The sequence below is a fragment of the Rhodoferax sp. GW821-FHT10B06 genome (assembly GCF_059415605.1).
Window position 1 is genome coordinate 50,623 of record NZ_JBWKNO010000022.1, and the last position, 12,756, is coordinate 63,378.

Sequence of the window (12,756 nt, forward strand, 5' to 3'; positions counted from 1 at the left end):
AGATATGAAAGCTTACCGCGCCGCTATCCTTCGTTTTGCCGACGACCAAACCGCCCTGTACGAGGAGGACGGCCTGCTGGTTGTCGGCCCCAACGCCCTGGGCACCTGGGTGGTGCAGGCCGTGGGCCCCTACCGTACGCTGGGGCCCAAATACCCGGGATTGACCGTGGAACACCTGCCTGGGCGCATCCTGGCGCCGGGTTTTGTGGACATGCACATCCACTATCCGCAGACCGACATCATCGGCGCCCCCGCCGACGGCTTGCTGCCCTGGCTGGAGAACTACACTTTTCCCGCAGAAAAACGCTTTTCCTCGCCCGCCTATGCTGCGGAAGTAGCTGCGTTTTTCATAGCAGAACTGCTACGCAATGGGGTGACGACCGCGCTGGCATTCGCCACCTCGCACCCCAGCTCGGTGGATGCCCTGTTCACCGAGGCGCAAAGCCACCGCATGCGCCTGATGACCGGCAAGGTGCTGCAAGACCGCAATTCACCCGACGGCGTGCGCGACGAAACCGAGCAAAGCCTGATCGACACCGAAGACCTGCTGCAGCGTTGGCACGGCGTGGACCGCCTGGGCTATGCCATCACGCCGCGCTTTGCGCCCACCAGCTCGCCGGAGCAGCTGCGCGGAGCGGGCGAGTTGGCTGCGCGCTACCCGGATGTATGGGTGCAGTCGCATGTGGCCGAGAACCTGGGCGAGATCGCCTGGGTCAAGGAGCTGTTCCCGGATGCGCGCAGCTACCTGGAGGTGTACCAGGACTTCGGCCTGCTGCGCCCGCGCGCCGTGTACGCGCACTGCATCCACTTTGACGCCATCGACCGCGCGCTGATGCGCGACAGTGGCACCGTGGCCGCCGTCAGCCCGACCAGCAACCTGTTCCTGGGCAGTGGCTTTTTCGACTACGCCGAGGCGGACCGCGCGGGCTTCCGCTACGGCCTGGCCAGCGATGTGGGCGGCGGCACCAGCTTCAGCCCCTTCCACACCATGCGCGCTGCCTATTACGTGGGGAGAGAGGGGCAGACCAAGGCCGGCCTGTCCCTGGGCCCGCAGCAGCTGTGGTGGCAGCACACGGCGGGCGCCGCCGCCGCGCTGGGCCTGGGCGGGGTGGTGGGTAATCTGGCGGTGGGCTGCGAGGCCGACTTTCTGGTGCTGAACCCGCAGGCCACGCCGCTGCTGGCACGCAAGACCTCGCGGGCGCACAGCCTGGACGAGCTGCTGTTTGGCTGCATTATTCTGGGCGACGACCGTCTGGTGGAGCGCACGGTGATTTCGCAGGCGCTGTAGATTGCTTATGTCGATATAGCTATTAAGTTGATAGCATTCAAGGATGCCGCACGCTACAATCGTCGTTCACCGAAAGACATCTTTATGACAATCAAAAGCGACAAATGGATTCGCCGCATGGCCGAGCAACACGGCATGATCGAACCCTTTGAGCCCGGCCAGATCCGCGAGCGAGATGGCAACAAAATCATCAGCTACGGCACCAGCAGCTACGGCTACGACATCCGCTGCGCGCCCGAGTTCAAGGTCTTCACCAATATCCACAGCACCGTGGTGGACCCGAAGAACTTCGACGAAAAAAGCTTTGTCGATTTCTCCGGCGACAGCTGCATCATCCCGCCCAATAGCTTTGCATTGGCCCGCACGGTCGAGTACTTCCGCATTCCGCGCAATGTGCTGACCATCTGCCTGGGTAAGTCGACCTACGCGCGCTGCGGCATCATCGTCAATGTGACCCCTTTTGAACCCGAGTGGGAAGGCTATGTGACGCTGGAATTCAGCAACACCACGCCCCTGCCCGCCAAGATTTATGCTGGCGAAGGCTGTGCCCAGGTGCTGTTCTTCGAAAGCGACGAAGTCTGCGAAGTCAGCTACAAAGACCGTGGCGGCAAATACCAAGGCCAGGTAGGAGTGACCCTGCCCCGGGCCTGATTTTTGCTGGGCATTAGGCGAATCCAAGGAAAGAAACCACCATGTGCCAAATGCTCGCCATGAACTGCAATAGCAGCGCCAGCATCAACTTCTCGTTTACCGGCTTTTCCGCCCGGGGCGGCCAGACGGGTGAGCATGCAGATGGCTGGGGTATCGCCTTTTACGAGCGCACCGGCTGCCGCCTATTCATAGACGACGGCCGGGCCAGCGACTCGCCGCTGGCCGACTTTGTGCGCAGCTATCCGATCAAATCCAAGTCCGTGCTGGCGCATATCCGCAAGGCTACGCAGGGCCAGATCACCCTGTCTAACTGCCACCCGTTTCAGCGTGAATGGTTGGGCCAGCATTGGGTGTTTTGCCACAACGGCGACCTGAAGAACTTCCACCCCGGCCTGGTGGGCAACTACCTGCCGGTGGGCACGACCGATAGCGAAAAAGCCTTTTGCTGGATGCTGCAGGAGCTGCGCAGCGTGTTCTGCGGCGCCTGCCCGCCCAGCTGGAAGCAGATCGCACCGGTGCTGGCCGGTTTGTCGCGCCGTATTTCAGACCATGGCGTGTTCAACTTTCTGCTGTCCAACGGCGAGGCCATGTACGCGCATTGCTCCACCAAGCTCAGCTGGGTGTCGCGTCAGCACCCGTTCCAGACCGCGCGCCTGGTCGATTGCGACATGACGCTGGACCTGCGTGAGGTCAACAGCGAAAGCGACCGCATGGTGCTGGTGGCCACCGAGCCGCTGACCACGGATGAGCCCTGGTCCAGCTTCGAGCCCGGCGAGCTGAAGGTCTTCGTGGAAGGCGCCCAGGTCTGGAGTAGCCTGCAGGAACCGGCTGACAGCAGTTACAGCACGGCCCGGCTGCTGCGCGGAGTGGCTGCGTGACGGTGGAGGGCGCAAAACCTCGCCGTGTTTTGGATGTGCGCCACCTGGGCGTACGCTTTGAAACCAAGGAGCGCGTCGTGGACGCGGTGCGCGACCTGTCCTTCCATGTCAATGCGGGTGAAACCCTGGCCATCGTGGGCGAGTCGGGTTCGGGCAAGTCGGTATCTTCGCTGGCGCTGATGCGTCTGGTGGAAAACGGCGGCGGCCGTATCGTCAGCGGTCAAATGGATTTCCACCGGCGCGACGGCTCGGTGCTGGATCTGGCCCGGGCCAGCCCGGCCACCATGCGGCGCATCCGTGGGGCTGAGATGGCCATGGTGTTCCAGGAGCCCATGACCTCGCTGAACCCGGTGTTCCCGGTGGGTGAGCAGATCGCCGAGTCGATCCGCCTGCACCAGGGTCTGGCCCGCGCAGCGGCCCGTGCCGAGGCCTTGCGCATGCTGGACCTGGTGCGTATCCCTGAGGCTAAAAATGTGCTGGACCGCTTTCCGCACCAGCTGTCAGGTGGCATGCGCCAGCGCGTGATGATTGCCATGGCCTTGTCCTGCAAACCCAGTCTGCTGATTGCCGACGAACCCACCACCGCGCTGGATGTGACCATCCAGGCCCAGGTGCTGGCCATCATCCGCATGCTGCAAGACGAAATGCAAATGGGCGTGGTTTTCATCACCCACGACATGGGCGTGGTGGCCGAGATGGCCGACCGCGTGCTGGTGATGTACCGTGGCGATCCGGTGGAAGAGGGCGACTGCGCTGCCCTGTTTGCTGCCCCTCAACAAGCCTACACCAAAGCCTTGCTGGCGGCCGTGCCCACGCTGGGCGCCATGCATGGCACCGACACGCCAGCCAAGTTTCCGCTGCTGGACGCCGATGCTTCCGCTGTGCTGGACCAGCCGCTGCCGGACACCGTGCAGCGCCAGGCGCCGCCGGTGCTGCGCGTGCAGGCGCTGACCACGCGCTTCCCGGTGCGTACCGGTGTGCTGGGCCGGGTGACGCGCCAGGTCTGCGCGGTGGAGCAGGTCAGCTTCAGCTTGCAGCCAGGTGAAACCCTGGCCCTGGTGGGCGAGTCGGGCTGTGGCAAGTCCACCACCGGGCGCTCGCTGGCGCGGCTGGTGGAGTTCAATGCCGGCAGCGTGGACGTGGCCGGGCGCGCGATTGCGCCGCTACAGGGCCGCGCGCTGCAGGCCTTGCGGCGCGACGTGCAGTTCATTTTTCAAGACCCATTCGCCTCGCTGGACCCCCGGCTCACCGTGGGCTTTGCCATCATGGAGCCGCTGCTGGTGCACGGCGTGGCCCAGGGTACGCAGGCCGAGCAGCGCGTGACCGAGCTGCTGCAGCGTGTGGGCCTGCCCGCCAGCGCGGCCCAGCGGTATCCGCATGAATTCTCTGGCGGCCAGCGCCAGCGCATCGCGATTGCGCGGGCCCTGGCGTTGAACCCCAAGGTGGTGATTGCCGACGAGGCCGTGTCGGCGCTGGACGTATCGATACGCGCGCAGATCGTGAACCTGATGCTGGACTTGCAGCGCGAATTTGGCATCGCCTTTTTGTTCATCTCGCACGATATGGCGGTAGTGGAGCGCATCAGCCACCGCGTGGCGGTGATGTACCTGGGCCAGATCGTCGAGATCGGCCCACGCCGCGCTGTGTTCGAGAACCCGCAGCACGCCTACACCCGCCGCCTGATGTCGGCGGTGCCAGTAGCCGACCCGGCGCGCCGACGCGGCAAGCGTGAGCTGCTGGTGGGCGACATCCCCAGTCCGATTCGCGCGCTGGACGATTTGCCGCAGGTAGAACCCCTGCTGGAGGTGGGGCCGGGCCATTTTGTGGCACGGCACAAGGTAGGTGGTGTCTACTAGATGGCTTGGTACCCGGTAGCCGGGATTTTTGGTAACTTTGGAGTATTCGCATGAAACCCCGTTTGACGAAACTGTCTGTTGCGCTGGCCTTGTCGGCCGCCTTTGTGTCCCACGCATACGCTGCCAAAGATGTGGTGGTGGCGGTGTTCTCCAACTTCACCACCATGGACCCGTACGACTCGCAGGACACCTTGTCGCAAGCGGTCGCCAAGTCCTTCTACCAGGGCCTGATGGGCTTTGATAAAAGCATGAAGATGGGCCCCGTGCTGGCCGAGAGCTATACCGCCAGCAAGGACGGCCTGACGTACACCTTCAAGCTGAAGAAGGGCATCAAGTTCCAGGACGGTACGGACTTCAACGCCGAGGCCGTCAAGATCAATTTCGACCGCGTCACCAACCCCGACAACAAGCTCAAGCGCTACGGCCTGTACAAGAACATCACCAAGACCGAGACGGTGGACGCCAGCACGGTGCGCTTCACGCTCAAGGAACCGTTCTCGGCTTTTGTGAACACCCTGGCGCACCCGTCGGCCGTCATCATTTCGCCCGCTGCCTTGCAGAAGTTTGGCAAGGACATTGGCCGCAACCCCGTGGGTACCGGCCCGTTCAAGTTTGTGGAATGGAAGCAGACCGACTACATCAAGGTCGAGAAGTTTGGCGGCTACTGGCGCAAGGGCTACCCCAAGGTGGACACCATCACCTGGCGCCCCGTGGTGGACAACAATTCGCGTGCCGCCATGATGCAGACCGGCGAAGCCAACTTCACCTACCCCGTGCCGCCGGAGCAGGCCGAGCAGCTCAAGAGCAAGCCGAACCTGGAAGTGACGGCAGCCCCGTCCATCGTCCACCGTTATGTGTCGCTGAACACGCAGCAAAAGCCTTTCGACAACCCCAAGGTGCGTGAGGCTCTGAACTATGCCATCAACAAGGAAGCCCTGGTCAAGGTGGTGTTTGGCGGCTATGCCATCCCTGCCGAAGGTGTGGTGCCCAAGGATGTGGCCTATTCCACCAAGCTCGGTCCCTGGCCCTACAACCCTCTGAAGGCGCGCGAGCTGCTGAAGGAAGCCGGCTACCCGAATGGCTTTGAAACCACGCTATGGTCGGCCTACAACCACAGCACCGGCCAGAAGCTGATCCAGTTCATCCAGCAGCAACTCAGCGTGGTGGGCGTGAAGGCCCAGGTGCTGGCGCTGGAAGCGGGTCAACGGGTGGAGCGCGTGGAAAGCTGGCAAGACCCGGCCACGGCCCCGGTGCGCATGTACTACGTGGGCTGGTCTTCGTCTACCGGCGAGGCCGACTGGGCGATGCGCCCCCTGCTGGCGTCCGAGTCCTTCCCGCCCAAGGCATTCAACACCGCGTACTACAAGAACGACGCGGTCGATGCCGACATCGCCAAGGCCCTGGCCACGGTGGACACCACCGAAAAAGCCAAGCTCTACGCCAGTGCCCAGCAGCAAATCTGGAAGGACGCACCCTGGATTTTCCTGGCCACCGAGCAGTTGCTGTCGGCCCGCACCAAGAACCTGAATGGTTTCTACATGATGCCCGACGCCTCCTTCAACTTCGACGAAGTCGAGTTGAAGTAAGCCGCTTGCCTTTGACGACATGCTGAATTTCATCCTCAAACGCCTGCTGGGCCTGCTGCCCACTTTGTTGATCGTGGCGGCCCTGGTGTTCCTGTTCGTGCATCTGCTGCCGGGCGACCCGGCGCGGCTGGCGGCCGGACCCGAGGCGGGCGAGGAGGTGGTTCAGATGATCCGCAAAGACCTGGGGCTGGACCTGCCCATGCACCAGCAGTTTGTGCGCTTCATGGGCAATGCGCTGCAGGGCGATTTCGGCATTTCACTGCGTAGCAAGCGCCCGGTGTCTACCGAGATTGCCGAGCGCTTCATGCCCACCTTCTGGCTCACCGTGGCGGCCATGGGCTGGTCGGTGTTACTGGGCCTGGTGATCGGTACGGTGTCTGCCGTATGGCGCAACAAATGGCCGGACCGGCTGGGCATGACCCTGGCCATCACCGGAATCTCTTTCCCGTCGTTCGCGCTGGGCATGCTGCTGATGGAGGTGTTCTCCGTGCAGCTGGGTTGGCTGCCCACGGTGGGTGCGGATTCCTGGCGGCACTACATTCTGCCGTCGCTGACGCTGGGGGCCGGCGTGGCGGCGGTGATGGCGCGCTTCACGCGCTCGTCTTTCATCGACATCCTGAAGGAAGACTATGTGCGCACCGCCCGCGCCAAAGGGCTGAACGAGTTTGTGGTGGTGGTCAAGCACAGCCTGCGCAACGCGTTGATCCCGGTGGTCACCATGATGGGCCTGCAGTTCGGCTTCTTGCTGGGCGGCTCGATCGTGGTGGAGAAGGTTTTCAACTGGCCCGGCATGGGCCGGCTGCTGGTGGACTCGGTGGAGATGCGTGACTTCCCGGTGATCCAGGCCGAGGTACTGCTGTTTTCGCTGGAGTTCATTTTGATCAATCTGGTGGTGGACGTGCTGTATGCCGTGATCAATCCAGCGATACGCTACAAATAATATAGCTACTTGTGATGACTCCATCTGCGCCAGAGCCCCAAAAGACCCAAGAGCGTGTACGCACCCCCTGGACTGAGTTCTGGCGCAAATTCCAGGGCCAGCGCCTGGCTTTGGTGGCCGGGGGCTTTGTGCTTGCGCTGGTGCTGGTTGCCGTACTGGCTCCCTGGCTGGTGCCGTATGACGCCGAGAATTATTTCGACTACGACGCCCTGAACGCCACGCCTTCGGCTGCGCACTGGTTCGGTGTGGACCCTCTGGGCCGTGACATCTTCAGCCGCATCCTGATGGGCGCTCGCATCTCGCTGGCTGCGGGCTTTATCTCGGTGGCGGTGGGCGCCCTGGTGGGTACCGTGCTGGGTCTGCTGGCAGGCTACTACGAGGGCTGGTGGGACCGCATCGTGATGCGTATATCGGACGTGCTGTTTGCCTTCCCCGGCATCTTGCTGGCGATTGGCATCGTGGCCATTTTGGGTAGCGGCATGGTGAACGTGATTCTGGCCACCGCCGTCTTTAGCGTGCCCGCGTTTGCGCGCCTGGTGCGTGGCAATACCTTGGCGCTCAAGCACCTGACCTATATCGAAGCCGTGCGCTCCATCGGCGCGTCCGACTGGACCATCATCACCCGCCACATCTTTCCGGGAACCATCTCGTCGGTGGTGGTGTACTTCACCATGCGCATCGGTACCTCCATCATCACGGCGGCCAGTCTGTCCTTTCTAGGCCTGGGCGCGCAGCCGCCCACGCCCGAGTGGGGCGCCATGCTGAACGAGGCCCGCGCCGACATGATGAGCGCGCCGCATATCGCGCTATTCCCCAGCCTGGCCATCTTCTTCACCGTGTTGGCGTTCAATCTGCTGGGTGATGGCCTGCGCGACGCGCTGGACCCCAAGCTGGACAATTGAGCCCCGTGTTCGAATCGCCGCGCATTGGTGATCTGCCCAGTGGGCCGCTGGACAGCATCGCCGACGTGGCCGGTGTGCAGGTCGGCCACTGCACCCTGGCCCAGGGCGGCATACAAACCGGCGTGACCGTGTTGCGCACCCATGGCCAAGACCCGTTCATGCACAAGACGCCGGCCGGGCTGGCGGTGATCAACGGCTTCGGTAAAAGCATGGGGCTGCTGCAAGTGCAGGAGCTGGGTGTGCTGGAGTCGCCCATTGCCCTGACGAATACCTTTGCCGTGGGCCGCGTGGCTACGGCGATCACCCGGCTGGCGGTGGCGGATAACCCTGGCATTGGTCGCGGCCTGCCCACGGTGAACCCGTTGGTGCTGGAGTGCAATGACGGCTATCTGAACGATTTGCAGGCTTTTGCTGTGGACGAGGCACATTTTCTGCAAGCCTATGCGGCATGCAGCACGCAGTTCGCCCAGGGGGCGGTGGGCGCGGGTCGGGGCATGAGCTGTTTTGAACTCAAGGGTGGCATAGGCTCGGCCTCGCGCATCGCCGCGACGACCGCCGGGCCGTTTACCTTGGGCGCCTTGGTGCTGGCCAATTTCGGCCGGCTGGAGGCCTTGACCCTGGCTGGGCGTCGCATCGGCCCGCTGCTGGTGCAGCGCCTGAAAGCAGGCCCGGCAGTACCCGAGTTGGGCTCCATCATCATGTTGCTGGCGTCGGATGCGCCTTTGGATGCGCGCCAACTGCGGCGGCTGGCGGTGCGCGCCAGTGCCGGCTTGGTCCGCACGGGCTCGGACTTCGGCCATGGCAGCGGTGATATCGCGCTGGCTTTTTCTACGGCTTATACCGTGCCGCAGCAGGATGTGGGGCATTTGCGCGCCCAGCCCTTGCTGCACGAGAGTTCAATGGATGCCTTGTTTGAGGCTGCAGCCCAGGTGACCGAGCAGGCCATCGTGCACGCGCTCTTTGAGGCAAAAACCGTGCTGGGGCACGAAGGACGTGCGCGAGCAGCTATCAGAGATATAGCGCCCGACTGGCGGGCGCTGGTCTCCCACTAGGATGTGTAGACCATGAGAATTTTGATTTCAGTAGATATCGAGGGCGTGGCCGGCGTATTCCACGCCGAGCAGACCCGTGCCGGCAATACCGAGTACGAGCGGGCCCGCCGTTTGATGACCGAGGAGGCGAATGCGGCGATACGCGGCGCTTTTGCAGGCGGCGCGACCACGGTGCTGGTGAACGATTCGCACGGCGGCTTCCGCAACCTGCTGCCCGACCTATTGGACCCGCGCGCCCAGGTGGTGCTGGGCAAGCCGCGTGTGCTGGGCATGATGGGGGGGCTGGAGCAGGGCTGCGACGGCGTGTTCATGGTGGGCTACCACGCGCGTTCGCAAAGCCGCGGTGTGTTGGCGCACACCATCAACAGCTTTGCGTTTGCGCGCGTCTGGCTGCAGGGCCAGGAGCTGGGTGAGGCTGGCCTATACGGTGCGCTTGCGGCAGAGCAGGGCGTGCCCGTGCTGCTGGCCAGCGGTGACGACGTGTTCAAGGCCGAGACCGAGCCGCTGTTTCCGGGCGCACGCTTCGTGGTGACCAAAACCGCCCAGGGGCACGCAAGTGGAGTGTCCTTGTCGCCGTCGGCGGCCTGCGGGGCCATCGAGACGGCGGCGCGCGAAGCGGTGGCCGGTGTACATATACCGCCTGTGCGCACAGTGGACGCTCCGGTGCAGTGCCGTTTGCAGACCCAGGGCCCGGGCCTGACCGACCTGTTTGCCGTTTTGCCCGGTATCGAGCGGGTGGATGGCGTCACTCTCGAGTTCACCGGCCCCAGTGTGCAGCATGTGGTGCGCACGCTGAACAGCTTGTCGGCCATGTCGGCCATGCTGCGTTAGACGGGAGTGGAGGGGGGTAATTGGCGGATGCTGTCGATGGCGCTCTGTAGGTCTTGTACGGCACGCTCGCGGCTCTCTGCGTCGAGCTTTTCCAGGTCCACGGCCAAGCGCAGCCCGGGATAGCGCTGGTGCAGTGCGTCCGCTGCACTTTGTGTCGGGGCTATGTCGCGCAATACAAAGCAGCGGATTTCATGCGAAATGCCCTTTGCTGCGATCGGTTCGCGTTCTTCGGCCTCAAATTCGTCTTTCACCAGCGCATAGGTTTCGTACGACAGCATGACGTTGTCTGGCTCGCCGTTTTGCTCCAGGCGGGCGGCGAGGTTGACTTCGTTACCTATGACGGTGTAGTCCATGCGTTGTTCGCTGCCGAAGTTGCCCACGTGGCAAAAGCCGGTGTTGATGCCAATGCGCACCTGGAACGGGTGGCTGTAGCCCTTGTCGCGCCAGATGTCGCGCAGCGCATGCATGCGCCGCTGCATGGCAACCGCCATGCGCACACACTGCAAGGCGTCTTCCTGTACGCCACGGGTCTCGGGGTCGCCGAAAAAGATCAGCATCGCGTCGCCCACGAATTTGTCGATGGTGGCTCCATGCTCCAGCGCAATCTTCGACATTTCTGAGAAATAGCTGTTCAGAAAGTAAGTCAGGTCCTCAGGCTGCATGCCTTCGGCAGTTTGGGTGAAGTCCTTGATGTCCGAAAAGAAGATGGTCAGCTTCTTGCGCACCGCCTGGATGGACACATCTTGGGCACCCTCAAAAATCGATTTGTAGACCTGGGGCGACAGGTAGCGAGACAGCTTCTGTGACAGTGAATGCAGCATGGCCGTACGCACATTCAGTGCAATATGGTTGTGCACGCGGGCCAGCAGGATGGGCGGGCAGATGGGCTTGGTGATGTAGTCCACCGCACCCAGCTCGAAGCCTTTTTCTTCGGCCTCGTCATCCGACTTGGCCGTAAGAAATATCACCGGTATGTTGCGCGTGGCTGGGTTGGCCTTGAGCCGGCGGCATACCTCGTAGCCGTCGATCTGGGGCATCATGATGTCCAGCAGTATCAGGTCTGGTGGTGTGTTCGAGGCGGCGATGGCCAGGCCTTTTTCGCCATGGTTCACTACCTTCACCCGGTAGCTGTCCTTTAGCAATGCGGCCATCAGGGTGAGGTTGTCCGCGGTGTCGTCTATGACTAGCACGGTTGGCTTTTCAGTGAATCCCAATATGTTCATGGAGCGTTTTCTAGAAAACCACTGTCTGTCGAATTGTTTGTGTAAACATGGCTGCGCGGAAGAATCGTACATCGCGTGTAAATCGCATTGCTACCCGCACGGTACCATCGTGCTCCGAAACATGGAGATAGCGTATGAAATGGGAAGGCAACCGCGAGTCCGATAACGTGGAAGACCGCCGCGACGCCGGCGATGGCGGTTCCGGCGGTGGCATGCTGGGCGGCCGCAGCATTGGTATTGGCACGATTGTGATTGCCCTGCTGGGCGGCTGGGTCCTGGGGGTGAATCCCTTGACCATCTTGGGACTGCTCAGTGGCGGTGGTACACCGTCTGGCCAAGTGCAGCAGGTGCCAGCCCACCGCCCACCCAAGGACGACCAGATGGCTAAGTTCGTATCCGTGGTGCTGGCCGATACCGAGGACGTCTGGACCGAGGTCTTCAGTAAGAACGGCAACCACTACATTGCGCCCAAGCTGGTGCTGTTTCGCAACGCAACGCCTACGGCCTGCGGCAAGGGGCAGACGGCCATGGGGCCGTTTTACTGCCCGGGCGACCAAAAGGTGTATATCGATCTGGCTTTCTATGAAACCCTGCGCACCCGGCTGGGCGCTCCGGGGGAGTTTGCCCAGGCCTATGTGATCGCCCACGAAGTGGGGCACCACGTGCAAAACCTGCTGGGCATCAGCGAAAAGATGGACCAGGCGCGTGGCAAAGTTAGCCAAGTCCAATACAACGCCCTGAGCGTGCGCCTGGAATTGCAAGCCGATTGTTTTGCTGGAGTATGGGCCCACCACGCGCGGGATGCCCGCAAAATGCTGGAAGATGGAGATATCGAGTCGGCGATGAATGCTGCATCCAAGATCGGTGACGACGCTCTGCAGCGCGCCAACGGCGGCGAAGTGGTGCCAGATAGCTTCACCCATGGCACCAGTGCCCAACGCCAGCGGTGGTTCAGCACGGGTTTACAGACCGGCGCAGTGAAGTCCTGCGATACCTTCAGCGTCCGCCAGTTGTGATGTTTGACGGCCTTTGGTAGCCCCGGTGCAGGCCTGTTGTGCGTTACGCGCTATAATTTGAAGGCTTTGCATCCTGCAAGGCGCACGTTGGCTGAAATTCCATCTACCAACGCAAGTTAAACACAACGGATATACACATGATCGCATCCTCTATCAAGGCCGAAGTTGTCAAGGCCAACGCACGTAGCGCAACGGACACCGGCAGCCCAGAAGTGCAAGTTGCACTGCTGACCGCTCGCATCAACGAACTGACCCCTCACTTCAAGACCCACGCCAAGGACCACCATGGTCGTCGCGGTCTGCTGCGTATGGTGAGCCGTCGCCGCAAGCTGTTGGATTACCTGAACGCCAAGGATCATGACCGTTACGCAGCTTTGATTGCTAAGCTCGGTCTGCGTAAGTAAGTCGGATACCCAATGCATAAGCGCCTGAGTTAGTTCACTAGCTCAGGCGTTTTTGTTTGTTTTTGCCCCCAGAGTCCAACCGCAGAGTACGCGCTGTGTCATTCCATAAGAGCCATGTAGCTGGTTGTT

12 protein-coding genes are annotated in these 12,756 nt (G+C 62.2%); 11 read left to right on the plus strand and 1 reads right to left on the minus strand.

Annotated features, from left to right (window positions below; genetic code table 11):
* Nucleotides 1-4: 4 nt before the first annotated feature.
* The 9 genes from guaD (at nucleotide 5) to AC07O2_RS23695 (ending at nucleotide 9,984) form a co-directional block, all read left to right on the plus strand.
* Nucleotides 5-1,288, plus strand: a complete 1,284-nt coding sequence (guaD, locus tag AC07O2_RS23655; RefSeq protein ID WP_495097343.1) for a guanine deaminase — start codon at nucleotides 5-7, stop codon at nucleotides 1,286-1,288.
* A gap of 84 nt (nucleotides 1,289-1,372) precedes the next feature.
* Nucleotides 1,373-1,939, plus strand: coding sequence for a dCTP deaminase (dcd, locus tag AC07O2_RS23660; protein WP_495097342.1), 567 nt, complete (start codon nucleotides 1,373-1,375; stop codon nucleotides 1,937-1,939).
* 41 nt (nucleotides 1,940-1,980) lie between these two features.
* Entirely contained in the window at nucleotides 1,981-2,817 is an 837-nt protein-coding gene (locus AC07O2_RS23665; protein WP_495097341.1) for a class II glutamine amidotransferase, read from the plus strand.
* A gap of 29 nt (nucleotides 2,818-2,846) precedes the next feature.
* Nucleotides 2,847-4,673: a dipeptide ABC transporter ATP-binding protein gene (locus AC07O2_RS23670; protein ID WP_495234645.1), complete on the plus strand. Its 1,827-nt coding sequence runs from the start codon at nucleotides 2,847-2,849 to the stop codon at nucleotides 4,671-4,673.
* 50 nt (nucleotides 4,674-4,723) lie between these two features.
* Nucleotides 4,724-6,259, plus strand: a complete 1,536-nt coding sequence (gene gsiB / locus AC07O2_RS23675; RefSeq protein WP_495234646.1) for a glutathione ABC transporter substrate-binding protein GsiB — start codon at nucleotides 4,724-4,726, stop codon at nucleotides 6,257-6,259.
* Nucleotides 6,260-6,278: 19 nt separating this feature from the next.
* A complete protein-coding gene (gene gsiC / locus AC07O2_RS23680) occupies nucleotides 6,279-7,199 on the plus strand; it encodes a glutathione ABC transporter permease GsiC (protein ID WP_495097338.1) in 921 nt (306 codons plus the stop codon).
* Nucleotides 7,200-7,213: 14 nt separating this feature from the next.
* The gene (gsiD, locus tag AC07O2_RS23685; RefSeq protein WP_495234647.1) at nucleotides 7,214-8,101 is read left to right on the plus strand and encodes a glutathione ABC transporter permease GsiD; all 888 of its coding nucleotides are present in this window, start codon (nucleotides 7,214-7,216) and stop codon (nucleotides 8,099-8,101) included.
* 5 nt (nucleotides 8,102-8,106) lie between these two features.
* Nucleotides 8,107-9,153 (plus strand): DmpA family aminopeptidase, encoded by a 1,047-nt coding sequence (locus AC07O2_RS23690; protein WP_495234648.1) that lies wholly within the window; start codon nucleotides 8,107-8,109, stop codon nucleotides 9,151-9,153.
* 12 nt (nucleotides 9,154-9,165) lie between these two features.
* Nucleotides 9,166-9,984, plus strand: a complete 819-nt coding sequence (locus tag AC07O2_RS23695; RefSeq protein WP_495234649.1) for a M55 family metallopeptidase — start codon at nucleotides 9,166-9,168, stop codon at nucleotides 9,982-9,984.
* On the opposite strand, the gene AC07O2_RS23700 is transcribed toward AC07O2_RS23695, so the two are convergent.
* Entirely contained in the window at nucleotides 9,981-11,174 is a 1,194-nt protein-coding gene (locus AC07O2_RS23700; protein WP_495234650.1) for an adenylate/guanylate cyclase domain-containing protein, read from the minus strand. The two genes, AC07O2_RS23695 and AC07O2_RS23700, sit on opposite strands and share 4 nt — an antisense overlap.
* 167 nt (nucleotides 11,175-11,341) lie before the next feature.
* Here AC07O2_RS23700 and ypfJ point away from each other — a divergent pair, with 167 nt between their 5' ends.
* Both ypfJ and rpsO read left to right on the plus strand, forming a co-directional pair.
* Complete coding sequence (gene ypfJ / locus AC07O2_RS23705; protein ID WP_495097334.1) at nucleotides 11,342-12,223, plus strand: KPN_02809 family neutral zinc metallopeptidase; 882 nt, start codon at nucleotides 11,342-11,344, stop codon at nucleotides 12,221-12,223.
* Nucleotides 12,224-12,360: 137 nt separating this feature from the next.
* On the plus strand, nucleotides 12,361-12,627 hold the full coding sequence (gene rpsO, locus AC07O2_RS23710) for a 30S ribosomal protein S15 (protein ID WP_495097333.1): 267 nt from the start codon (nucleotides 12,361-12,363) through the stop codon (nucleotides 12,625-12,627).
* The last annotated feature ends 129 nt before the right edge of the window (nucleotides 12,628-12,756 follow it).